The sequence below is a fragment of the Aquisalimonas sp. 2447 genome, assembly GCF_012044895.1.
In the GTDB taxonomy this organism is placed as follows: Bacteria; Pseudomonadota; Gammaproteobacteria; order Nitrococcales; family Aquisalimonadaceae; genus Aquisalimonas.
The window spans coordinates 2995985-3019952 of record NZ_CP050695.1; the positions used below are offsets into that span (position 1 = coordinate 2995985).

Here is a 23968-nt window from a genome sequence, read left to right on the forward strand (position 1 = left end):
GTCAGCCTCCCCGGGCGCGTTCCAGCGCGGTGTGAAGGGCGCGGCGGGTCATTTCGCCGGCCATGTGGGTCTTGTACTCGGGACTGCCGCGCAGATCCTCCGCCGGCTCGCAGATACTCATGGCGGCCTGGGCGGCCTGCTCGATGCGCTCCGGCGTGATGCTCTCGCCGGTGAGCAGCTCCTCGGCATCCTCGGCACGCAGCGGCGTGGGACCGACGTTGGTCAACGTCAGGCGCGCTTTGCGGCAGATGTCGCCGTCCATTTCCAGCAGGCAGCAAGCAGCGGCGGTGGCGTAGTCACCGGTCTTGCGCTTGAACTTGGCGTAGGCGTAGCCATGGCCCGGTGCGGGAATCGGGATGCGGATGGCGGTGACCAGATCGCCGTCATCCAGGCGCGTGAGGTAGGGCCCCAGGTAGAAGCCGTTGGCCGGCTCCCGCCGTTCACCCTTCTGGCTGCGCACCACGAACTCTGCCTCCAGGGCCATGAGCACCGCCGGGTGATCGTTACCGGGGTCACCGTGCAGCGCATCACCACCGATGGTGCCGCGGTTGCGCACCTGCGGATCGGCGATCAGCTTCGCCGTCTCGGGCAGCACCGGACAGCGACGCTGCAGAACCTCGGAGGCGATCACGGCGTTCTCACTGGTCATGGCACCGACGATCAGGGCATCGCCGTCTTCACGGATACCGCGCAGCTCGTCGATGCCGTTGAGATCGATCAGGTGGGCGGGCTCGGCGAAGCGGAGTTTCATCATGGGCAGCAGGCTGTGGCCGCCGGCAAGCAGCTTGCCGTTCTCACCATGTTCGGCGAGCAGGGCGACGGCCTCATCCACCCCTGACGCCGAGTGGTACTCGAAGTTTCCAGGGATCATACGGACACCTCAATCGGGCGACTTCTTGGTTTTCGCCCCGACGCGCCGTCACCGGCGCCATCGGGCTCCTCCTCCACGGACCGGTCATCGCCGGCACCTGTGGAATCCAGTACAAGTCAGTCCCGGCGCTCGCTGCAACCGCTACTGCAGGAGCGGCGCCTGGGCGACTTGAGCGGCAGTCTGCCTGCATGAATGTCACGCGAGACCGAACAAACCCTTTACATGATTTATATTGCTGCGACTCACGGGCACGCGCGTCTGCCCGGGATCGTCCATGACCAGCAGATACTGTTCCTGTTCACGTTCCAGCGCCGCGGCACGGCGGAGGTTGACCATGTAACTGCGGTGCACGCGGACGAACTGCTGATCGTCCAGGCGCCCCTGGAGGTCGGCGAGGGAGAGATTGCAGAGATAGTGCTCCCCGTCCATGGAGACCTCCGTGTAATGTCCTCCGGCCTTGAGATAGACCAGATCATCCATGTCCAGCAGCATCACGCGCTGGTGCTTGTAGACCGGCAGCTTGAACAGCCGCCTGCGGCGCTCGGCGCCATGCCCGGGAATCTCATCGGACGTCACGTCGGTGAGATCGAAGAACACCAGACAGGAGCCCACCGCTTCGTTATTTGCCCCGAATATACGCGATAGCTTGATCAAAAGCACACGGTCGGGGATGTTGATCATCATGGTCATCGGCGGCGGCGACGTCACCGGACAGCCGTCGGTGTCCTCGGCCGACTGCAGCAGCCATGCGATCTTGTCGCGGCTCTTCTCCGGGTGCAGCTGCAGAACCTCGTGCCCCAGCACGTCACCGATGCGCACGCCGAGGATCTGGCTGGCGACCCCGTTCATCCCGGAGACGTGGTGATCACGGTCGAGCCAGATGACTCCGGGGTCGAACTGCTGAAGGCGATGCTCGAAGGTCGGCATGGACGCACCCTTGTGACACGAGGCAGTGCACGCGCCAACGCGATGCTGCACCAGCGCTCAGACTGCGGCCATCGCCGCCGCTGGTCAACCTGCAGCGGCCCGGCCCGGTGTCAGGCGCGCGAAGACCAGGCCGCCCACAGCGCCGCCCAGCGCCATCAGTGCCATCGCGGTGGGAAAGCGGGCCGCCGCAATGGGCGTGATGGGCAACACCGTGGCCATGAGCCCCAGGGCGAACATGACGGCAACGCCGCCGGCAAGAAAGTACAGTGAATGGCGCCCCCCGCCCAGCAAACGAGCCAGCAGCGCCGCCACCGGCAAGCCCAGCAACAGGGCCACGGCGACCACCGCGGCCCAGAACGGGGCAAAAAAGACCAGATCGTGCGCCGGCGCCCGGAACCACTCCCGGATGGGAACGTCCACGCCCAGACCGGCGATCGCCGACATGTTGTAGACGGACTGAACAATGCTCCCCAGGGCGGCCGCCACCACGACGGCGAGCACCCATGCCAGCACAACGCGCATCAGGATTCCCGCTTTCATGCGCTACAGAATCCCGGCTCAGGTGCTAGGGTGTCAATTCCCGTACCGCAGCCCGATAATCCAAGCAATGACCAGACACCTCCTCCTTGCCATCGCCCTGATGCTGCTCTCGACCCAGCCCGCCCTGGCCGAACCACTCGCCGAAACGCAGCGCGAGACGGTGGCGGACAGCCTTGAACACCCCTGGTCCCTGGCCTTCCTGCCGGACGGCCGCACGCTGATCACCGAGCGGGCCGGCCGACTGCGCGTGATCGAGGACGGCGAACTGCTGCAGGACCCCGTGGCCGGTGTCCCGGAAACCTACGTGCGCAATCAGGGCGGCCTGTTCGAAGTCCTGGCCCACCCGGACTGGGAGGACAACGGCTGGATCTACATCTCCTTCGCCCACGGCGATGACCGCGCCAACACGACCCGTGTCGTCCGCGGGCGGCTGGACGGCCACCGCCTGATCGACGTGGAGCCGGTGTTCACGGCCACCCCCACACGGGACACGCCGGTGCACTTCGGCGGCCGCATGGCGTTCCTGCCCGATAACACCCTGCTGATCGGCCTGGGCGACGGCTTCGACTACCGGGAAGATGCCCAGAGACTGGACAGCCACACCGGCACGGTGGTGCGCATCACCGATGATGGCGACATCCCCGGTGACAATCCCTTCGCTGATGCACCCGACGCCCTGCCGGAAATCTTCAGCTACGGTCACAGGAACGTCCAGGGCATCGTCCACGACCGTGAGCAGGACGTGATCTGGTCCCACGAGCACGGCCCCCGCGGCGGCGACGAACTCAACCGGCTCTCGCCCGGCTCCAACTACGGGTGGCCGGTGGCCACCCACGGGCGCGACTATTCCGGTGCCCGCATTACCCCGCACAGGAGCCTGCCCGGCAAGGAGGACCCTCTGCACGTGTGGACACCGGCCATCGCGCCGGCGGGCATGAGCCAGTACCGGGGCGACCTGTTCCCGGAACTGGCAGGGGATCTGCTGATCGCCGGGCTGGTGGCACGCAGCGTGGTGCGCGTGCACCTGGACGGCACAACCGTGGCGGACACCAGCAGGCTGTTCGACGACCTGGACCGGCGGGTCAGGGACGTTCGGGTGGGACCGGAGGGCGCCCTGTACCTGCTCACCGACCACGCCGACGGCGAGCTCATCCGCATCACCCCGGCCGGCGACTGACCGTGACCACAACGGATTGACCTCCATGGAGCCATCCTCGCCGCCACGCTGGATATTGCCGGCCATCGTCATCGCTCAGCTTCTGGCCACCAGCCTCTGGTTCGCCCCCAACGCGGTGATCGGCGAACTGCAGGCAGAGTGGAGTATCAGCGGCGGCGAGGGCATCGTCACCACTGCGGTACAGCTGGGCTTCATCACGGGCACCCTGTGTTTCGCCCTGTGGGCCATTGCCGACCGTCACCACCCCGGAGCCGTTTTCCTGGTCTCGGCGCTGATCGGGGCCGCCGCCAACGCGTCCGTCCTGCTGTTCCACGACGCCTTCGCCGCAGTGCTGGCGGCACGCTTCCTGGTGGGGTTCTGCCTTGCCGGGGTCTATCCCGTGGGCATGAAAATGGCCGCGGGCTGGTACGGCGGGGGGCTGGGATGGGCCCTGGGCTTTCTCACCGGGGCACTGGTCCTGGGCACCGCATCCGCCCACCTGCTGCGCGCCGTCGGCGCGGACTGGAACTGGCACCTGGTCCTGCTGGGCACGTCCACACTGGCAGTGGTGGCCGGGGCACTGGCGTACTGCATTCCCGAAGGGCCGTACCTGAAGCGCGGCGCCCCCATCCGCTTCGGCGGTGTGCTCCAGGCCTTCCGTGTGCCCCGCTTCCGTGCCTCGGCAATGGGGTACTTCGGCCACATGTGGGAGCTGTACGGCTTCTGGGCCTTCGTGCCCGTCTGGCTGGCCGCCTACGGGCTGGGCGGCACCCAGCTCTCCCTGGGGGCCTTCATCATCATCGGCGTGGGCGCTCTGGGCTGCGTGGTCGGCGGGTTGCTGGTGCGGCGCTTCGGCGGCGGCAAGATCGCCATCTCGCAGTTGGGCGTCTCGGCGCTGTGCTGCCTGGTGTCACCACTGTTCCTGGCGGCGCCGCCGGTGGTGTTCGCGGCATTCCTGCTGGTCTGGGGAATCACGGTGGCCGGCGACTCGCCGCAGTTCTCTGCCCTCAACGCCCGGAACGCCCCGCCCGAGCTTGTGGGCTCGGCCCTGACCATGGCGAACTGTATCGGCTTCTCGGTGAGCATCGGCAGCCTGACGCTGCTGGAATGGTTGCAGCATCAGGTGGACCCGGCGTGGCTGCTGTTGGCGCTGCTGCCGGGGCCGCTGCTGGGGATCGTGGCGGCAAGACCGCTGTGGCACAGCCAGGAGTCAGGCTGACGGCAGCGGCCCGTCGATGCGATCAACCCTGCGCTGGCGGGCCCGCCAGCGGTAGCGTCAAGGTGAACGTAGAACCCCGACCGGGTTCGCTGCGGACGGTGAGCTCGCCCTCCATGGCCAGAGCCAGCTCCCTGCTGATAGCCAACCCCAGGCCCAGGCCGCGATAGGACGCGCGCAGTCCGTCACGCCCGATCTGCACGAACGGCTTGAAAATGCGCTGCTGATCGTCCACCGCAATGCCCGGCCCCGAATCCGTGACCTGCAGATCCACCCAGCTGCCACGCGCCACGCACTCACACCGGACATGACCCCCGGCATCGGTGAACTTAATGGCATTGCCCAGCAAATTCACCAGAATCTGCTGGGCGCGATCGGGATCGGCCCAGACAGCAATCTCCTGCTCGGCACCGTGCACTTCGAACTGCATGCCCTGACGACTCAGCTCGGTAGCCATGAGCCGCTCGATCCGCTCCATCAAACGCCCCACCGGGACCCGCGCGGGATGGAGTTCCGGCAGCCCCGATCCCATCTGCGTGAATCCGAGAATGTCCTCTACGAGGGTGCCCAGGTAGCGCCCTGCGTCCAGGATGTAGCCCACCTGCTGCGCCTGTTCCTCGGTCAGGGCGCCGCTGTGTCCGCTGTCCAGCAGGTCGGCAAAGCCGATCACGGCGTTCAGGGGGGTGCGCAGCTCGTGCGACACCGTGGCCAGGAAGCGTTCGCGTGCCTCCACTGCCGTTTCCGCCCGGCGTCGGGCCTCGACCAGTTCGTCCTCGAAGTCCCGGCGATCCCGCGCTGTCAGGAACACGTAGTCCAGCACCCACTGGTCACTTTGACGGCGGGCGGCACTGCAGAGCACCGGCAACTCCTCCCCACGGCCGTTCAGCAGGCCCAGAAGAACCTCCTGCACCTCACCCTGCAGTCGCGTCAGCGGTATCACGTGAGTGGCGTGGAAAACCCGTGCGCCGGGACTCAGGAGTTCGCTCAGGAGCCGCCCCTGCAGCTGATCCGGTTGCAGCTCCAGCATGCGACACAGGGTGGCGTTGATCTGGAGCACGACGCCGGCATCGTCGGTGGTGAGAAACCCGCAGGGGGCGTTGTCGAGAAGGCCGTCCATGAGGTGTCCTGCCTCAGGCGCCGGCCCGGGAACCCAGGTAGTCAAGGATGATGGCCGCGGTGGCCCGTGGCGCACTGACGTGGGGGAAATGCCCGCTGGCCTCCACCATTCGCAGCTCGCTGTCCGCCAAGTGGGCCTTGAGGTAGTCCCCGGCCTCCGGCCTCGCCAGTGCGTCGTCGGTGCAGTGAACGATCAGGGATGGCGTGCTCACCTGCGGCAGCAGCTCCCGGTTATCCGAGAGAAACGCCACCTTGGCGAACTCCAGGGCGCGGACGGGATCGTTGGCGTTGAAGGCATTCTCCAGTTCGCCGGCAAGCTCGGGCTGCTCCGGATTCGCCATGACCTGCGGCGCCAGCATGCGGGCCCAGTTGACGAAATTGCGCTCCATCATCTCCAGCAGCGCCTCGATGTCCGGGCGATCAAAGCCGCCCACGAACTCCGGGTGAATGTTGGCGTAGGAAGGCGACGCGGCAACCAGCACCAGGCTGGAGAAGCGCTCCGGTTCGCGGATGGCGGCGCGCAACCCGACCATGCTGCTGATGGAGTGGCCGACGAACACGGCGTCTTCCATGTCCAGGGCGCGGCAGATATCCAGCACGTCCTGGGCATACCCATCCAGGCGGCTGTACCGGCGGCTGTCGTAAGCCCGGTCATCGGAGCGCCCGGAGCCGACGTAATCGAACAGGACAACGCGGTAGTCATCCTCGAACCAGGGCAGCAGACGGGACCAGATGGTCTGGTCACAGCCGAACCCGTGGGCCAGGATCAGCGGCCGCTCACCGCGACCAAGTATCTGCACGTTGTTCCGCTGCAGGATGTCACCGCTCATTGCCACACCGTTCTTCCCTGTTGCGCATTGCGTCCGGCGTGAAACCCAGCGACCGGTACGCCTCGGCCATGGAGCGTATCCCATCGATGGTCCGGTGAAACAGCGACCAGTCGTCCCTTTGGGCAATGGCGTCCCAAAGGGCCTCCACCTCGCGGATCACCATCCCGCACGGGGCGTCCCGCTGCCAGTATGGGTGGGCCGCAAGTGTGTCAGCCGCCGGCAGGGGCTCGCACCCCTGCAGGGCCTCGATCACCGGGCGCCACGCCTCGCCCCGGTAGACACTGCGCTCGGGGCTCGCCGCCATGCGCACCTCACGGGCCCCGCCCACCAGATCGAAGAACGGACGCTGAAACGGCACCTGCGTCCGGTGCATGGCATCGAAGAAGCGCCCTGCCAGGGACCGGGCCTCCTCGGACCCCTCTGGCGGGTGCAGCCCCAGGCGGGCAAAGGTGCGCACCACCACCGCCCGGTCGAAGACGTCTTCGAAGGCACTCACCCGTCGCTGAAGAGTCACGGCGCTGCTCAGCGGCGCAAGGCTACGGGCCAGTTGCTCCAGGTTCCAGATCATGGCGCCGGGCTGGCGCGCGAAAGCGTACAGGCCCATGTGGTCGAAATAGGCGGCGGTGAACCCCGGGTCCATGTGCGGCAGGAAACGCCAGGGGCCGTAGTCGAAACTCTCACCGGTGATGACCACGTTATCGGTATTGAGCACGCCATGAACGAACCCCGCCACCCACCACTCAGCAGTCATTTCCGCGGTGGCCCGCACCACACAACTCAACAGCCCCGCAACGGGATCCTCATCCCTACCCGCCTCGGGCCAATAGTGCTCGATGCTGTAGTCCACCAGCCGGCGCAGTGCATCGTGCTCCCCCAGCAACTCCAGACGCTGGAAGGTGCCGATACGGATGTGGCTGTGGGACAGGCGCACCAGCACCGAGGACCGCGTCGGCGAGGGCTCGTCGTGGCGCATGAGGGGTTCGCCGGTCTCGATCAGGCTGAGACTCTTCGAGGTATAACACCCCAGCGCCTCCAGCATCTCCTTGGCCAGCACCTCGCGCACGCCGCCCTTCAGGGTCAGGCGGCCATCCGCACCGCGGGACCATGGCGTGCGCCCGGAGCCCTTGGTGCCGAGATCCAGCAGGCGACCATCCACCGGATCCTGCAGCTGGGCGAACAGGAACCCCCGGCCGTCGCCGAGTTCCGGGTTGTAGGTGCGGAACTGATGGCCGTGGTAGCGCAGGGCCAGCGGCTGCCGGAGATTGTCCGGCAGGGGATCGAACCCAGCGAAGTGCCGGCACCACTCATCATCCGTCAGAGGCCCGAGACCGATGCGCTGGGCCCAGGGCTGGTTCCGGAAACGCAGGCGGTGCTCGGGAAACGGAGCCGGTTCCACGACATCGTGGAACGCGGCACCGAGTTCCTGATGACAGGGGGCCGGCAAGTAGTCAGGCGCCACGGGCATACACACCCTCGAGGGGGAGGAACAGCATGGATTGCGAGTCAGTCGACGGCAGGATCGGCGCCCCGCACCTCGACCTGGTACAGCGTAACATTCGCCAGGGCCAGGGCCTGCTCAAGGGGAATCCAGGGAATGGCCTCCGGGCCGCTGGCCGGCGTCAGGTGCAGCGTCGCCAGGCCGCGGCGCCGCTGGAACCAGCTCTGCCGCACTTCCACCGCCTGCACGTTGATCAGCGGAAAGGTGACCGTGCGACGCCCCAGCAGACCGCGGCGCACCACCACGTAGGGGCCGTCGGTTCGCCAGCCCACGGCCCGCCAGCGCAGATGCCCCAGCACCCAGGCCAGCATCGGAACAGCCGCCAGCGCATAGAGCACATCGACACGCCCACTCAGGCCGGCCATGACCACAACCACCAGGGCAGCAACCGGCACGAGCCTCAGTGCCACGGACCGGCGGTAATACCGGTGCACCCGGCGGCATTCGGCGTCCAGATCCAGCCGCGGCCAGAACGCCTGCACCAGCTCCCCGCCCCGGCTGCGGGCAAGTCCGGGGATCAGGAAGTTGCGGCCGGCGTGATCCGCCGCCTGGGGCAGCCCGCCGTACTGCCGGCAGACCAGGTAACCCAGCCCCAGCAGGCGCCCCAGTGCGGTCTGGACCCACTCCACCGTCTGCAACTTGGTGCCGGACAGCTCCTGTTCCTGACGATTGAAAAGGCCGCTGGACTGCACGAAACGGTCACCGGTACGGCTCAGGGTGAAACCGTGGAAGCGTAGCCAGGCCACGATCACGGCGGCGATCATGAGCACCATCATCAGGGCCAGTAGCACTGCCAACGCCACCAGGACGGGCGCGTCACCGGCACGCTCCACCCAGGCGGCGTCCTCCAGGTTTTCCAGGTACGGACGGCCGAGGCGCTCCAGGGGCTGCAACACGGGGGCCAGCAGTGCCGCCACAACGTAGATGGAATTGCTGGTGAGACCGTGCAGGGTCAGCGCCCCGGGCCGGATGCGAAACAGCTCCCGCTGCCTGGGCCGGGGCCCGGCCTCCTCGGCGGCCGTCTCCGCTGGCACGGCATCCGGTGTGCTCAGTGCCTGACGCAATGATTCCGCCACCGAGCTCGGAATGCCGGGGAGTTCCAGCTCCGCGGTCACGCCCCCGGGGGTGTCGGCGCTAAAGCGCACCACACCGAAGGGGCGCATGTAGGCCGGCTGCTCCAGGCTGACGTGCTGTACACGCCCGGCGCTAACCTTGAGCTCGGTGCGCTCGAACAGGCCCTTCTGCACCAGCAGCACATCCCCGTCGAAGCAGAAGCGGAACCGCCGGTAGTAGAGCAGGCTCAACAGCAGCGCCAACAGCAGCGCCGCGCCGCCAGCGAGCACCACCTCCACCATGCCGATGCGCTCGATCACGGCTACGCCGGCGCCGGCACCCACCAGCACGGGAATATTCTCGCGGGCAAAGCGCACCACGCCACGGACGAAAAGGAACACCACCGCCCAGGGAGAGAGGCGCTGCCAGTGCTCCAGTGACTGCGCGGTCACGCGTCGCCGTCCGCTGCCGGGTCGTCGGCGGTGCTCCCTTCACGGATCCGGGACAACAGGTGCTGGCGCAGGCGATCCGCCGTCTCCGAACGCAGGCCGGCCATGACCAGGTCGGCGCTGGAGCCGCCGGCGGTAAAACAGGTCAGCCGCACCAGACCGAACAGCCGCTCCAGAGGGCCACTCACCGTCTCCACGTGCTGAATGCGGCAGACCGGCAGAATGGTGGTGCGGCGCACCAGCAGGCCGCTGGTGTAGATGACGTCCTCCCGGCGCAGACCGAACGCGCGCCGTCGCGCCTCGATGGCCGCCAGCAGCGCCAGACCGAGCCCCGCCAACAACACGGCGCCACCCAGTGCGCCCCGAACCGGCCATGGCAGCTCGGGCCCCACCGGTGCCACCCCCACGGCCAGCGCCAACGGCATCCAGAATGCCAACGTGCCCAGTACGCGGTAGGGCGCGAAACGCGGCGACACCGGCGTCAGCGGTACCGCCTCCAGGGCGGGCAACTCCCCGGGGGAGACCGGCGGATTGAATGGTTCCTGGTTCATGGGCGCCTCCACCGGTAATCCATCAACCCCGCGGCCGCACCACGAGGGTGCCGGCGATGAGGTCATGGAGGCCCTGCTTGCGCGGGTGGAACGCCACCATGATGTAGCCGATCATCAGCAACAGGGCGGAGAGGATCTCCGCCAGGTAGCGTGCGGTGGCGCGCAGGAACGAGATGCGCTGACCCTGCAGATCGGTGACCTGCATCCCGAGGGCCATCTTGCCCAGGGTGGCCTGCCAGGCGGAGCTGTGCATGCCGGCCCAGTAAAGCCAGGCAGCGATGGCTTCCAGCGTGTGCCACCAAGTCCACCCGGTGACCGGGTCGGCGGGCATGCCATGCCCACCACCCTGGCCGCCATGCTGCCCGGGCCCCATGGTCCCGGGGGCAAACAGCCACTGCAGCACGGTGAGTACGGTCACCAGGATCACCACATCCACCAGTGCCGCCCCCGCGCGTCGCCAGAAACCACCGTAATCGGCGACGTTCGCGGGCCGGTCGGTATAAGCACCGGTCTCCCGGGCCAGCAGGTGGCGCTCGGCGGGGTCCATGGGCGCACCGCAGTTCTCGCAGAACCGGGCATCGGCGGAATTTCGCGCACCACACTGGGGGCAGTACATGTCACGCTCCATTGTTCATGGTCCGAGTCGGATGCGCTGCCGGCCGCTCGGGCCGCGGCTAGAGCCCGCCGGGCAGTTTGCCGGCAGCGTCAACGGGATTGCGACGCGGCGCGAACACCGCCTCGTTCCGGGTTTCGTTGAAATGGGCAAGCGCCCACCGGACACTCGGAAACGCCAGGGCATCGTGGGGGATTTCGTCGGGATGGAACAGCGCCACCTCCCTGGACTCCGGTCCGGCGGCAACCTCGGGTGAGGTCAGGCGGGCGCGGTAAATCAGTTGTACCTGACTGATGTGCTCGATGGAGTAGACCCCGAGGAGCTGCTCGATCTCCATCCGCGCCCTGGCCTCTTCCCAGGCCTCCCGCAGCGTCCCGGCCTCGGCATCCTCACCCAGTTCCAGGTAACCCGCCGGAAGGGTCCAGTAGCCGACGCGCGGCTCGATGGCCCGGCGGCACAGGAGAATACGGTCCTCCCAGTAGGCCACGGTGCCCACCACGATTTTGGGATTCTCGTACTGGATGAAGCCGCAGTCTTCGCACACCAGGCGCCGGCGGTCGTCCCCGTCCGGGATGCGGCGGGTGAAGTTGGAGGGATCGTAAGGGTTGCCGGTACTCATCGCCGGGAAGTGTACTCATCTTCGCCGACAAATGGCCAGCCAACAAAAAAACCGGGCGGGGTGAGACCCGCCCGTAATGGAGGGCAACCAACCACTTGAAGACAACTCAGCAGACGCGGAACGACTCGCGGGAGTCGTTCCGCGCTGGTTCACGCCTCAGTTGCAGCCTTCAGCTCAACCTGGGCCTGAAACTCTTCGTCCTCATGGACGAAGTAACCGATGTCCCGATACTCGCTGACGTCGATACCTTCCGATTCGACGGCATTCACCATCTCTTCGTTGGCGTCGGCACGCAGCTCCTCGTACGCTTCCGGATCGTCGGCGATTTCGCCGGCATATTCATCGCGGATGTCCTTGATGGCATCGGAGGCAGCGATGAAACTGGCGATGGCGTCATCCTCGATATCGCCAACCTCGATGGAGGGCGACTCCGCCATTTCCTGCTCGTACAGATCGTAATCGTCGGCGCTCGCAGCCAGAGGCGCGGCGGACACAGAGGCCACGAACCCAGAAATCAGAACACTGGTGGTAATGCGGGCCTTGCGTTTCATGACGAAAGTCTCCTTTGTCGCTGAGCGTAACGCCGGGCGCGTATGGCATGCTGCGCTTCCGGCGTTTGCATCCGGAGCCTTTCATGCATCGTGCCAACTTCACTGATCGCGGCGTGACGGGGTTTTCCGCACACCACCCCGACACGAACCCCGCCTGGAGCACGTGTCACATTGGCACATGTGCGCATGAGCGTCGCCACCGCATGCCCGGAGGCAGTCGTGGTGGCTGACTGGCTGCTCTCACTACTGCCACCAGAGTTACCGGTCTACGCGATCGTCGTACTCCTGCTGGCAAGCGCCCTGACGTCCTTTATCACCGCCGCCTTCGGTGCCGGTGGCGGCGTTCTGCTGCTGGGGCTGATGACCCTGTTCCTGCCCGCCACTGCGGTGATCCCCCTGCATGGCGTCATCCAGGCGGGCTCGAACGCCGGGCGCACCCTGGTCACCTGGGGCCACATCCAGTGGCCGCTGGTGGCCGTGTTCTCCCTGGGCGCAGTGACTGGGGCCACGGCCGGTTCCGGCATTCTGGTTCAGCTGCATGCAGGCTGGCTGGAGCTGGCACTGGGGGCCTTCATCCTATGGTCGTGCTGGGCCCCACCGCTGGCCCTGCAGCGCGCCGGCCGTGGACGGATCGCCCTGGGAGGTGGCGTCACCAGCCTGGTCACCCTGTTCGTGGGTGCCACCGGCCCGTTCGTGGCCGCACTGTTACGCCCGCTGGGCCTGGAGCCGCGTCGTCACGTGGGCACGTTCTCCGCCTGCATGGTGGTCCAGCACGGCCTGAAGATCGGCGTTTTCGGGCTTCTCGGTTTCGCCTTCGGGCCGTACCTGCCCTTCCTCGCCGGCATGCTCGCGACGGGCTTCCTGGGCACGCTGCTGGGCCGCATGGCCCTGGAGCGGCTGGGAGACCGTCGTTTCCACCACCTGTTGAATATCATTCTTACGGCACTGGCACTGCACCTGCTCTACCGCGGCGCCGCCGCCCTGCTCGGCTGAGCGAAGGCGGCGGACTTGCCGATTGCGGTCGCCTGACCGACCATGAGCGCTGACAATCACGGACGGCGGGATACCATGACAAACTACGCCGCAGCAGCCGCCCCCACAGGTCTGCAGGAACATGCGCAGCGCCGGCACATCGCCGCCGAAGTCCATGCGCGGCCCTTCGAGACCCTGAACGGGCCCTTGCGCGCCACCCATCTCGCCATGCTCAGCAGCGACGGCAACGCCGACCAGGAACAGGTGCGGGCGCTGTGCCAGTCCCTGGAGCAGACGCCGCCACAGCCGGATGCCACCCACCACAGTGTTGACCTGGGCGGGTTTCGGCTGCGCTGGGAGCGGCACACGGAGTTTTCCACTTATACGTTTTTCATTACCGGTGTGGAATCCGACCCCCTGGAACCTTTCGCCCGCACGGCGCTGCAGATGGTGCCGGCGGACTGGCTTGCCGGGCTGCCGGGGGAACTGATCGCCGCCGTACACCTGACCATGGAGGGGCGCTCGGCGCCGGAACGGCCCGTGCACGAGCTGGCGGAGCTGTTCGGCACAGAGAACGTTGCGGGCAGCGAAGTGGCCGACGGGGCGGCGCGGGTGTATACCGATTTCCGCCTGCACGCCGACGGCTTCGGACGGGTGCTCATCCAGGACCGTGGCCTGCCGTCGCGGCGTGCCGGCAGGCTGGTGCAGCGGCTGCTGGAGATCGAAACCTATCGACTGCTGGCGCTGCTTGCCTTCCCCATGGCCCGCGAGGCGGGGGGAGAGCTGACGCGGCTGGAGAGTGACCTGGGGGCGGTCACGCGGCGGATCACCCGCAGTGGCAGCCTGGAGAACGAGCAGACACTGCTTTCGGAGATCTCGGCCCTGTCGGCGGACCTGGAGCAGACCACCTCCCGCACCAGCTACCGCCTCAGCGCAGCACGCGCCTACGATGCCCTGGTCCGGCGCCGCATCGACAACCTCCGCGAACAGCGCATCCGCGAACTGCAGACCATCGGCGAGTTCCTGGTGCGTCGCTTCCGCCCGGCCATGCGCACCTGCGAGTCCGTGGCGGAACGCCAGGAGAATCTGGCACAGCGCCTCTCCCGCGCCGCAGACCTGCTGCGCACCCGGGTGGACATCGCCCTGGAAGGGCAGAACCGGGACCTGCTGGCCTCCATGAACCGGCGCACCGACCTGCAGCTGCGGCTGCAGCAGACGGTGGAAGGCCTCTCCGTGCTGGTCATGAGCTACTACGGCACGGGCCTGATCTACTACGCCCTGAACGGACTGCACAGCGCCGGGGTGGAGTTCAACGTCGATCTGGCAGTCGGCGCGGCGGTGCCCATCGTGGTGGTGAGTGCGTTCCTGGGTATTCGCTATCTACGGCGCAAGGTCCTGGGGCCGGAAGAGAGTCATTAAAGAAACGCTGAACGCCACCCCCGTACGCCCGGCTATTCAGGGCGTAGGGAGGACCTTCAGGTCCGCCGTCTCCGCTCTGCAGGCCAAGGCAGCTTGGCCAAGGCTGGAACGGTGGACCTGAATGTCCACCCTACGGCTCCCCGCACTCCGGTCGTTTAGCGGGGCAAGCCCCCGCCGGGAGGCATGCCGCCGCCCGGGGGCATGCCTCCGCCACCGCCGAGCTGGCGCATCATCTTCTGCATGCCGCCCTTCTTGTTCACCTGCTTCATCATTTTCTGCATCTGCTTGAACTGCTTGAGCAGCTTGTTCACGTCCTGCACCTGGGTGCCGGAACCGGTGGCAATGCGGCGCTTGCGTGAGCCGTTGATGACATCCGGACGGCGGCGTTCCGCGGGGGTCATGGAGTTGATGATGGCCACCAGACGGCGCACGTCCTTGTCGTCCACCTGGCCCTTGACCTTGTCGGCCATGCCGCCCATGCCGGGCATCTTGTCGATCAGGCCACCAATGCCGCCCATATTGCCAAGCTGACTCATCTGGTCGCGGAAGTCCTCCAGGTCGAAGCCCTTGCCCTTCTTGAGCTTCTTTGCCAGGCGATCGGCATCCTGCTTGTCCACGCCGCGCTCGACTTCCTCCACCAGGCTGAGCATGTCGCCCATGCCGAGGATGCGCGAAGCCACCCGGTCGGGATGGAACGGCTCCAGCGCCTTGGTCTTCTCGCCGGTCCCCAGGAACTTGATGGGCTTACCGGTGATCTGGCGGATGGACAGCGCCGCACCGCCGCGGGCGTCGCCATCGGTCTTGGTGAGGATGACACCGGTGAGCGGCAGGGCGTCGTTGAACGCCTTGGCGGTGTTGACCGCATCCTGGCCGGTCATGCTGTCCACCACGAACAGCGTCTCCACCGGCTCGATGCCTTTGTGCAGTTCACCCACCTCGGCCATCATGGCCTCGTCCACATGCAGGCGCCCGGCGGTATCCACCAGCACCACGTCATGGAACTGCTTGCGGGCGTGCTCCAACGCTGCCCGGCCGATATCCAGCGGTTTCTGGTTGCTGTTGGAGGGGAAGAAATCCACTTCCACCTCGCCGGCCAGGGTCTGCAGCTGATCAATGGCGGCCGGACGGTAGATGTCGCAGCTCACCACCAGCACTTTCTTTTTCTCACGCTCGCGCAGGTAGCGGGCCAGCTTGGCAATGCTGGTGGTCTTGCCCGCCCCCTGCAGGCCCGCCACCATGACCACGGCGGGCGGACGCACGTGCAGGTTCAGGGCGTCGTTGGCCTCACCCATGACCCGGACGAGTTCGTCCTTGACGATCTTGATGAACGTCTGCCCCGGCGTCAGGCTGCGCTTGACCTCCTCGCCCAGGGCGCGCTCCTTGACGTCACGCACGAAGTCCTTGACCACGGGCAGCGCGACGTCCGCTTCCAGTAGCGCCATGCGCACTTCCCGCAGGCTTTCCTGGATATTCTCTTCGGTGAGCCGCCCCTGCCCGCGCAGGCGCTTCATGACGCCGTCAAGGCGCTCACTCAGGTTGTCAAACATGCCGTGGCCTCTCGCCGGTGATCGGTGCGGAAACGGCGGGCGCCGAGTGATTGACTGGACACCCACCCATCGTGCAGACGTTCGGTAACCGGCAAAGGTAACGCCTGGCTGCCGGCCGATCAATCTCAGCAGGCCATGGCCTGCTTTGCCCCCGGGTGCATGTGTGCGATGATTCCGGTTCTGAGAGCCCGGCCTGCGGGCGTCCGCACGCGGCCGATTCGTTCCGGCATTCAATGGATTCCATGTTCCCGACCCTCGTCTCCGCCGTTCTCTACCTGCTGGTTGGCGCCGGCCTTGCCTGGCGCCTTGCCCGGGGGCCAGAACAGCTGCCGTGGCGACGCAGTCTGCTGGCCGCGGGCTGGGCCGGATTGACTCTCCATGCAGCGTCACTCTGGGCGCACATGGAGACGCCGGTCGGCCTGGACCTGGGGCTGCTTAACGCGGCATCCCTGGTGGCGGCCCTGATGGTGCTTATGGTGCTGATCGGCGCCATTCGGCGTGCCATCGAGAATCTCATGGTGTTCATCCTGCCCGTGGCCGCCCTGGTGCAGATCATCAATCAGACGTTCGGCGCCGGCGAGGGGGCCATCACGCGCTTTCCGGCCGGGCTGGAGGTGCATGTCATCACCTCGGTCCTGGCCTTCAGTGCCCTCAATGTTGCGGTGATCCAGTCGCTGGTGCTGGCGTGGCAGGATCATCGCCTGCGCCACCGCCAGCCCGGCGGCCTGGTCCGGGCACTGCCGCCGTTACGGGAAATGGAAGAGCTGCTGTTCCAGATGCTCTGGGTGGGCTTTCTGCTGCTCACCGTGGCGCTCGGCTCCGGCGCACTGTATCTGCAGGATCTGTTCGGCCAGCATCTTGCACACAAGACCCTCTTCTCCATCGCCGCCTGGCTGGTCTTCGCCACCCTGCTGTTCGGACGCTGGCGTTACGGTTGGCGCGGACGCACGGCAATCCGCTGGACCCTGGGCGGTTTCATTGCGTTGCTCATCGCCTATTTCGGCACCAAACTCGTTCTGGAAATCATCCTGGGCCGCGGCTGACGCCACGATGCCCGGAACCGCACAGAAGCGAGGATTGACCCCGTGAGCGAACTCCCCCTGGGTATCATGTTCGGCATCCTCGCCCTGCTGATCATTCTCTCGGCATTCTTCTCCAGTTCCGAGACGGCGCTGATGAGCCTGAACCGCTATCGGCTCCGACATCTGGCGCGGGGCGGCTGGCGTTCGGCACGGCTGGCCACCCGCCTGCTGGAGCGGCCCGACCGCATCCTCGGCGTGATCCTGCTGGGCAACAACTTCGTCAATATCCTCGCCGCCTCTCTGGCCACCGTCATCGCCCTGCAGCTCTACGGCGAGGGCGCCATCGGTATTGCCTCGCTGGTGCTGACCCTGGTGATCCTGATCTTCGCCGAGGTTGCCCCCAAGACCCTCGCCGCGCTGCACCCGGAACGCATCGCCTTTCCCGCGTCCTGGCCCCTGGCGGTGCTGCTGCGGGTTCTCTACCCGCTGGTGTGGATGATCAATGCCGTCGCCAACGGCCTGTTGCGCCTGCTGCGGGTGGATCCACGGGTCAGCGAGAACGAGAACCTCAGCCGCGAGGAACTGCGCTCGGTGGTGAATGAGGCCGGCACCCTGATCCCCAGGCGACACCAGAAGATGCTGCTCAACATCCTTGACCTGGAGAAGGCGACGGTGGAGGACATCATGGTGCCGCGCAACGAGATTGTCGGCATCGACCTCACCGACGACTGGGACGAGATCGTCGCCCAGCTCGCCAATACCCAGCACACGCGCCTGCCGGTGTTCCAGGAGAGCATCGACGATGTCCAGGGCATTCTTCACCTGCGGCGGATCATTCCCGACCTTACCGAGCGGCGGCTGACCCGGGACCATCTGCTCGCCCAGGTGGAGCCCACCTATTTCATTCCGGAGGGGACCCGCCTGCATACGCAGCTGGTGAATTTTCAGCGGCAGCGGCGCCGGGTGGGCATGGTGGTGGACGAGTACGGTGACATCATGGGGCTGGTCGCCCTGGAGGACATCCTCGAGGAGATCGTGGGCGAGTTCACCACCGATCCGGCAGCTCACTCCCGATACCTGCGGCCGCTGGAATCGGGGGCGTATCTGGCCCAGGGCAGTATCAGCGTACGCGAACTCAACCGGGCCCTGGACTGGGACCTGCCCACCGACGGCCCGAAGACGCTGAACGGGCTGATCCTGGAGCAGCTGGAGTCCATCCCCGAGCCGGGGACCAGTCTGCTCATCCACGGCTTTCCCGTGACCATCGTCCAGACCCAGGACAACAAGGTGAAGACGGCGGAAATCCAGCCGCGGCTGGTGCGCCAGCGGCGGCGTCGATCCTGACGCCGGCCCGGAACGACACCTCGGCCCCACGGGCCGGACCTGCAGCGCCGGTCGTAGGGCGGACCTTCAGGTCCGCCAAACGGGCTTCGATAAACCGCCTTGGCTGGCATGTCTCGGGACGGCGGACCTGAAGGTCCGCCCTACGCCTATACACATGCAGACCAATCAGGAACCGCCCGGCGTGTCGCCGTCGTCCGGCGGTCTGCGCACGTACCGGCGAACCCGCCACGCGCCAAAGGCCACCAGGCCGAAGCCGGCACCCATGACCACCGGGGCGTCCAGCCACCGCAGATAGGGCGTCATACCCTGCCGCGGCTGAATGGTGGTGCCCAGCGCCACCGGCCGGAACTGCGGGGCGCGGTCGATGACGCGACCGCGCTCGTCCACCGAGGCGGTAATGCCGGTGTTGGTGCTCCGCAGCAGCGGTCGCTGGAACTCGATGGCGCGCATGCGCGCCTTCTGGAAGTGCTGGTGCGGTCCGATGGTGGTACCGAACCAGGCGTCGTTGCTGACGTTTACCAGGTAGCTGGCGTCGGACAGTGAGGCCGCCACTACCGGGGCAAAGGTGATCTCGTAGCAAATGGAGATGGCGGCGTTGCGACCGCCTGCGGCCAGCGGCTCCGGCGAACGCCCGGGGGTGAAATCCCCCAGCGGCGCTCCGAACACGTCCAGCAGCGGCCCCAGTTGCTCCCGGAACGGCACGTACTCGCCGAAAGGCACCAGGTGGCGCTTGTGGTAGTAGTCCACATCCTCACCCAGACTCATGACGCTATTGAAGACCTGGTCGCGCCCGCGATCCAGGGTGGGCAGACCCAGTAGCAATTCTGTTTCGTGGAAGGCAGCCTCGTCGCCCAGCGGCGCCAGATGTTCAGCGGCCTGGTGCTGAACCATGGGCACGGCGGTCTCGGGCCAGATCACCAGGTCCTTGTCCCAGTGCTGGGCGGTGAGATCCCGATACCGGTTCATGGTCACGTCACGGTAATCGGGGTCCCACTTCACGTCCTGGGGGATATTGCCCTGGAGCAGCCCCGCGGTCAGCGGGCCGCCGTCAGGCTCGGTCCACTCCACCTGGCGCAGCAGCAAGCCGGCGACGAACACCAGCACGAAGCCGGCGGCCACCGGCAGGGTTCGCAGCTGCACCGGATGGCGCGCCGCCCAGGCCACTGCCCCGGCACCCAGCGCCACCAGCAGGCTGATGCCAAGACTGCCGATCACCGGGGCAAAGCCGTTGAGCCAGGTCTCCGTCTGGCTGTAGCCCAGTTGCAGCCAGGTGGTGCCGGTGAACAGCCAGCCGCGGATCCACTCCACAACCACCCACGCCAACGGCATGGCCACCAGCAGTGCCAGGGCATCGCTGGCGGGGCGCAGGCGCTGCCAGAGCGCCACCGTGGCCAGCGGTATCAACGCGAACAGCAGCGCCAGCACGGCGCAGAACACCATTGCAGCCCAGAAGCCACCGCCGTAGAACATGATGCTGTGATAGATCCAGAAGGCACCGGCGGTGAACCAGCCAAGCCCCCAGGCGTAGGCAACCCGCCCCCGCCCGGCCTCCGGCCCGCTCACCAGGTAGAACAGCACGGCTGGTGACACGAAAGCGATGATCCACCAGCCAAAGGGATCGTAGGCCAGCGGGGACAGGGCGCCGGCAAGCAGGGCCAGCAGCAACTGGGGCCAGCGGTGACGGTCAGCGGTGAAGGTCGGGATCATGAGCGGGCGCGTTCCTGGCGATGGCAACGGCGCACACTGTCATTGGATTGCCGCCGATTTGCAAGACCGGGGAACGGTCAGGAACTGGACTGGATATCCGCGCCGGCTCCCGAAGCCGTCTCGACACCCTCTTCAGGGTCAGGCATGACCATCAGCAGATGGATGCGCCGGTTGTCGGCGCGCACCACTTCGAAGCGGTATCCCTCCAGGGACACCGCTTCGCCGCGCCCGGGAAGATGCCCGAAGGCGTGGGCGATGTAGCCGCCGATGGTATCGAACTCCTCGTCACTGAACGCCGTGCCGAAGTGAGCGTTGAAGTCCTCCAGGGGCGTGAGCGCCTTGACCACGCTGCTGCCCTCGCGGTGACTGAGGATGTAGGTGTCGTCATCCACGTCGTGCTCGTCGTCGATCTCGCCGACGATCTGCTCCAGCACGTCCTCGATGGTCACCATGCCGGCCACGCCACCGTACTCGTCCACCACAACCGCAAGATGGTTACGGCTGCTGCGGAACTCCTTGAGCATCACGTCCAGGCGCTTGCTCTCGGGCACGAACAGCGCCGGCCGCATGACTTCCCGCATGTCGAAGCGGGTCTGGTTCTCCGGGGAGGAGTAGACCAGCAGGTCCTTGGCAATGAGGATGCCGATGACATCGTCCCGGTTCTCGCCGATCACCGGGAAGCGCGAGTGGCCGGACTCGATCACCGGCGGCAGCAGTTCGCCCGGGGAGGCATCCCGGCGGACCACCACCATCTGCGAGCGGGGAATCATGATGTCGCGCACCTGCATCTCGGAGACGTGCAGGGCGCCCTCGATCATCGCAAGCTGATCGGCATCCAGCAGACCGCGGCGCTGCGCGTCACGCAGCACATCCACCAGGCTGTCGCGATCCCGCGGTTCGCCGGAAATCGCCTGGCTGATCCGTTCCAGCCACGAGCGCTGGTCACTGCTGCTACTTCGGTCCTCGCTGTTCATGGACTCCCATGCCGTTGCCAAGAAATCAGGGGTCAGGAGTGCCGGGGCGTTCCCCGTACACTACTCACGCCTGTGGACTTGCGCCGGCCTCCTCGCGGTAGGGGTCGGGGATGCCGAGCCCGGCCAGGATCTTCTGCTCCGCCCCTTCCATCTCCAGGGCTTCGGTCTCTTCCATATGATCGTAGCCCAATAGATGCAAAGTGCCGTGCACCACCATGTGTGCCCAGTGGTGCTCCGGCGGTTTGCCCTGCTCCGCCGCCTCGCCGCTGACCACCTCGGCACAGATGACCAGATCCCCCAGCTCCGGCAGATCCTCGTCCAGGCCCGGGGGTGCCTCGAACGGGAACGACAGCACGTTGGTGGCGTAATCCCGCCCGCGGTAGTCGCTGTTGAGCCGGCGCCCCTCGGCGGGCGTTACCACCCGCACCGCCACCTCGGCCTCGCCCCGGTGACCGGCCAGGGCGGCGCTGACCCAGCGCTCCACCTGGGCCTGTGACGGCACGGCGTCGGCTTCGCAGGCGACCTGGTAGACGACGGTGATCATGCGCGCTCGCCGCCGCGCTCCCGCGCCTCGCTGATACGGTCGTACGCCTGGACGATACGCTGCACCAACGGGTGCCGCACCACGTCGGCGGCCGTGAAGAAAGTGAAGCTCACACCCTCCACTTCGTGGAGTACGTCGACCGCATCGCGCAGCCCGGAGGCGGTGCCCTTGGGCAGGTCCACCTGGGTCACGTCACCGGTGACCACGGCGGTGGAACCGAAACCGATGCGGGTGAGGAACATCTTCATCTGCTCGACGGTGGTATTCTGTGCCTCGTCGAGAATAATGAAGGACTGGTTCAGCGTGCGCCCGCGCATGTACGCCAGCGGCGCGATCTCGATGACGTTGCGCTCGATGAGCTTGGCCACGCGGTCGAAACCGAGCATCTCGAACAGGGCGTCATACAGCGGTCGCAGATACGGATCCACCTTCTGGGCCAGATCGCCGGGCAGGAAACCCAGCCGTTCGCCGGCTTCCACCGCCGGCCGCACCAGCACCAGGCGACGCACCTGGTCACTCTCCAGCGCTTCCACGGCGGCGGCCACCGCCAGGTAGGTCTTGCCGGTACCGGCGGGGCCGATGCCGAAATTGAGATCATGGTCGCGGACGTTGCGCAGGTAGAGTTGCTGATTCGGCCCCCGGCCGCGGATCTCCGCCTTGCGGGTGCGGATCACCACTTCCTCTTCGCGGGCCTTCTCGTGGCCCTGGCGGACGCGCTCGTCCACGGCGGCATCCTGGAGGTACATGTGCACGTTCTCCGGCGAGAGTTCCTCCTCGGCGCTGGCCTGGTAGAGGTCCTGGAGAACGCTCACTGCGGCGGTGACCGCCGCCTCATCACCAATGACGCGGAAACGGTGGGCGCGATTGCTGATCTCCACGCCCAGGCGGCGCTCCACCTGGCGCAGGTTTTCATCGAACTGACCGCAAAGATTGGCGAGCCGGTCATTGTCCGCCGGCTCGAGGCTGAAATCCTGGGATTCGGGCTGTGCTTTCAATAGTGCCTCGGATACCTCACGCCGTGACGGCCCCGGACAGAAGGTCCCCGGGCTCATCGTGAAAATCCACCAGTTCCCCGCGCAGGGAGTTGGGCAGTGCCTCGGTGATATACACCTGTACGAAACGACCAATCAGCCGGGGATGTCCGGGGAAGTTCACCACCCGGTTGTTCTCGGTGCGCCCGGCGATCTCGGCGTCATTGCGGCGGGAGACGCTGTCCACGAGAACGGTCTGCACCGTGCCCACCATGGCCTGGCTGATGCGCCGGGCGTTGGCCTCGATGGTCGCCTGTAATCGCTGCAGTCGCGCTTTTTTTACCTCGTGGGGCGTGCTGTCCGCCAGTGACGATGCCGGGGTGCCCGGACGCGCGCTGTAGATGAAACTGAAGGAGGTGTCGAAGCCGATTTCCTCCACCAGGGCCATGGTCTCCTCGAAGCAGTCCTCGTCCTCGCCGGGGAAGCCGACGATGATGTCCGTGGACATGCTGATGTCGGGCCGGATCTCCCGCAGGCGGCGCACCTTGTCCTTGAACTCGTCGATGGTATGGCCGCGCTTCATGAGTTTGAGCACGAAATCGGAGCCGCTCTGCACCGGTAGGTGCAGGTGATCCACCAGCTCGGGTATTTCGGCGTAGGCCTCGATGAGGCTGTCGCTGAACTCTACGGGATGCGAGGTGGTGTAGCGGAGGCGGTCGATGCCGTCGATGGCGGCGACGTAATGGAGCAGCAGGGCCAGGTCGGCTTCGGTGCCGTCGGCCATCTCTGCACGGTAGGCGTTGACGTTCTGACCCAACAGGTTGATCTCGCGCACGCCCTGATCCGCCAGATCGGCGATCTCGGCGATGACGTCATCGAAGGGACGGCTGATTTCCTCACCACGGGTGTACGGCACCACGCAGAAGCTGCAGTACTTGCTGCAGCCCTCCATGATGGAGACAAACGCGGTGGGACCGTCGGCGCGGGGCTCCGGCAGGCGGTCGAATTTCTCGATTTCGGGGAAGGACACGTCCACCTGGGCGGACTCGCCCGCGCGCACGCGATCCACCATCTCCGGCAGCCGATGCAGCGTCTGGGGGCCGAACACCAGGTCCACGAAGGGCGCCCGCTTCTGCAGGGCGTCACCTTCCTGGGAGGCGACGCAGCCGCCCACGCCGATCAACACGTCGGGGTTGCGCTCCTTCAGGCCCTTCCAGTGGCCAAGCTGGGAAAAGACCTTCTCCTGGGCCTTCTCGCGAATGGAACAGGTATTGAGCAGAATCAGGTCCGCCTCTTCCGGCGTGCTCACTCGCTCATAGCCGCGCTGATCGACAAGCACGTCCGCCATCTTGGCGGAATCGTACTCGTTCATCTGGCAGCCATGCGTCTTGACGTAGACCTTGCCGTTCATGGGCCCTCGGGTCACCTTCTATAGTGTCAGTTTAGAACGATGAAAGGGCCGTGCCCACCATGCGGGC

23 protein-coding genes are annotated in these 23968 nt (G+C 66.5%); 6 read left to right on the forward strand and 17 right to left on the reverse strand.

The annotated features are described in order from the left end of the window. Nucleotide 1 precedes the first annotated feature (1 nt). The 3 genes from KU884_RS14155 to KU884_RS14165 form a co-directional block, all read right to left on the reverse strand. Entirely contained in the window at nt 2–871 is an 870-nt protein-coding gene (locus KU884_RS14155; protein WP_167783232.1) for a xanthine dehydrogenase family protein subunit M, read from the reverse strand. A 195-nt stretch (nt 872–1066) separates the two neighbouring features. Further along, a complete protein-coding gene (locus KU884_RS14160; RefSeq protein ID WP_167783233.1) occupies nt 1067–1798 on the reverse strand; it encodes a LytTR family DNA-binding domain-containing protein in 732 nt (243 codons plus the stop codon). Nucleotides 1799–1882: 84 nt separating this feature from the next. Next, the gene (locus KU884_RS14165) at nt 1883–2338 is read right to left on the reverse strand and encodes a hypothetical protein (RefSeq protein WP_167783234.1); all 456 of its coding nucleotides are present in this window, start codon (nt 2336–2338) and stop codon (nt 1883–1885) included. Between the two features lie 67 nt (nt 2339–2405). Between KU884_RS14165 and KU884_RS14170 the strand changes: the two genes are divergently transcribed. Together KU884_RS14170 and KU884_RS14175 are read left to right on the forward strand one after the other, a co-directional pair. After that, on the forward strand, nt 2406–3515 hold the full coding sequence (locus KU884_RS14170; protein ID WP_167783235.1) for a PQQ-dependent sugar dehydrogenase: 1110 nt from the start codon (nt 2406–2408) through the stop codon (nt 3513–3515). Nucleotides 3516–3540: 25 nt separating this feature from the next. After that, nucleotides 3541–4713 (forward strand): nitrate/nitrite transporter, encoded by a 1173-nt coding sequence (locus KU884_RS14175; RefSeq protein ID WP_167783236.1) that lies wholly within the window; start codon nt 3541–3543, stop codon nt 4711–4713. 22 nt (nt 4714–4735) lie between these two features. Here the strand turns inward: KU884_RS14175 and KU884_RS14180 are convergent, their stop codons facing one another. The 8 genes from KU884_RS14180 to KU884_RS14215 form a co-directional block, all read right to left on the reverse strand. Next, entirely contained in the window at nt 4736–5827 is a 1092-nt protein-coding gene (locus tag KU884_RS14180) for a PAS domain-containing protein (protein WP_167783237.1), read from the reverse strand. Nucleotides 5828–5840: 13 nt separating this feature from the next. After that, entirely contained in the window at nt 5841–6656 is an 816-nt protein-coding gene (locus KU884_RS14185; protein ID WP_167783238.1) for an alpha/beta fold hydrolase, read from the reverse strand. Then, nucleotides 6646–8115: a protein adenylyltransferase SelO family protein gene (locus KU884_RS14190; protein WP_217351377.1), complete on the reverse strand. Its 1470-nt coding sequence runs from the start codon at nt 8113–8115 to the stop codon at nt 6646–6648. Before KU884_RS14190 ends, KU884_RS14185 begins: the two co-directional genes overlap by 11 nt. A gap of 44 nt (nt 8116–8159) precedes the next feature. Continuing rightward, a complete protein-coding gene (locus KU884_RS14195) occupies nt 8160–9659 on the reverse strand; it encodes a PH domain-containing protein (RefSeq protein WP_167783240.1) in 1500 nt (499 codons plus the stop codon). Continuing rightward, complete coding sequence (locus KU884_RS14200) at nt 9656–10207, reverse strand: PH domain-containing protein (RefSeq protein ID WP_167783241.1); 552 nt, start codon at nt 10205–10207, stop codon at nt 9656–9658. The genes KU884_RS14195 and KU884_RS14200 overlap by 4 nt, the downstream gene beginning before the upstream one ends. A 22-nt stretch (nt 10208–10229) precedes the next feature. Further along, nucleotides 10230–10823 carry an RDD family protein gene (locus KU884_RS14205; RefSeq protein WP_167783242.1) on the reverse strand — a complete coding sequence of 198 codons (594 nt, stop codon included), beginning with the start codon at nt 10821–10823 and terminating at the stop codon, nt 10230–10232. Nucleotides 10824–10881: 58 nt separating this feature from the next. Beyond that, nucleotides 10882–11439: an NUDIX domain-containing protein gene (locus tag KU884_RS14210; RefSeq protein WP_167783243.1), complete on the reverse strand. Its 558-nt coding sequence runs from the start codon at nt 11437–11439 to the stop codon at nt 10882–10884. A gap of 149 nt (nt 11440–11588) precedes the next feature. Continuing rightward, nucleotides 11589–11990: a DUF4168 domain-containing protein gene (locus KU884_RS14215; RefSeq protein ID WP_167783244.1), complete on the reverse strand. Its 402-nt coding sequence runs from the start codon at nt 11988–11990 to the stop codon at nt 11589–11591. Between the two features lie 186 nt (nt 11991–12176). Here KU884_RS14215 and KU884_RS14220 point away from each other — a divergent pair, with 186 nt between their 5' ends. Continuing rightward, nucleotides 12177–12983 (forward strand): sulfite exporter TauE/SafE family protein, encoded by an 807-nt coding sequence (locus KU884_RS14220; RefSeq protein WP_167783245.1) that lies wholly within the window; start codon nt 12177–12179, stop codon nt 12981–12983. Between the two features lie 75 nt (nt 12984–13058). Further along, the gene (locus KU884_RS14225; RefSeq protein ID WP_167783246.1) at nt 13059–14381 is read left to right on the forward strand and encodes a DUF3422 family protein; all 1323 of its coding nucleotides are present in this window, start codon (nt 13059–13061) and stop codon (nt 14379–14381) included. 155 nt (nt 14382–14536) lie between these two features. Here the strand turns inward: KU884_RS14225 and ffh are convergent, their stop codons facing one another. Further along, nucleotides 14537–15928, reverse strand: coding sequence for a signal recognition particle protein (gene ffh / locus KU884_RS14230; RefSeq protein ID WP_167783247.1), 1392 nt, complete (start codon nt 15926–15928; stop codon nt 14537–14539). A 242-nt stretch (nt 15929–16170) separates the two neighbouring features. Here ffh and KU884_RS14235 point away from each other — a divergent pair, with 242 nt between their 5' ends. Both KU884_RS14235 and KU884_RS14240 read left to right on the forward strand, forming a co-directional pair. Further along, nucleotides 16171–16971, forward strand: coding sequence for an inner membrane protein YpjD (locus tag KU884_RS14235; RefSeq protein ID WP_167783248.1), 801 nt, complete (start codon nt 16171–16173; stop codon nt 16969–16971). A 42-nt stretch (nt 16972–17013) separates the two neighbouring features. Beyond that, on the forward strand, nt 17014–18294 hold the full coding sequence (locus KU884_RS14240; RefSeq protein WP_254432066.1) for an HlyC/CorC family transporter: 1281 nt from the start codon (nt 17014–17016) through the stop codon (nt 18292–18294). Nucleotides 18295–18459: 165 nt separating this feature from the next. On the opposite strand, the gene lnt is transcribed toward KU884_RS14240, so the two are convergent. The 5 genes from lnt to miaB all read right to left on the reverse strand — a co-directional run bounded on the left by lnt (nt 18460) and on the right by miaB (nt 23901). After that, nucleotides 18460–20001: an apolipoprotein N-acyltransferase gene (lnt, locus tag KU884_RS14245; protein ID WP_167783249.1), complete on the reverse strand. Its 1542-nt coding sequence runs from the start codon at nt 19999–20001 to the stop codon at nt 18460–18462. 77 nt (nt 20002–20078) lie between these two features. After that, the gene (locus KU884_RS14250; RefSeq protein WP_167783250.1) at nt 20079–20975 is read right to left on the reverse strand and encodes an HlyC/CorC family transporter; all 897 of its coding nucleotides are present in this window, start codon (nt 20973–20975) and stop codon (nt 20079–20081) included. Nucleotides 20976–21039: 64 nt separating this feature from the next. Continuing rightward, nucleotides 21040–21519: an rRNA maturation RNase YbeY gene (ybeY, locus tag KU884_RS14255; RefSeq protein ID WP_167783251.1), complete on the reverse strand. Its 480-nt coding sequence runs from the start codon at nt 21517–21519 to the stop codon at nt 21040–21042. Next, complete coding sequence (locus tag KU884_RS14260; protein WP_167783252.1) at nt 21516–22514, reverse strand: PhoH family protein; 999 nt, start codon at nt 22512–22514, stop codon at nt 21516–21518. Before KU884_RS14260 ends, ybeY begins: the two co-directional genes overlap by 4 nt. Nucleotides 22515–22530: 16 nt before the next feature. Then, complete coding sequence (miaB, locus tag KU884_RS14265) at nt 22531–23901, reverse strand: tRNA (N6-isopentenyl adenosine(37)-C2)-methylthiotransferase MiaB (protein ID WP_167783253.1); 1371 nt, start codon at nt 23899–23901, stop codon at nt 22531–22533. Nucleotides 23902–23968: the final 67 nt, after the last annotated feature.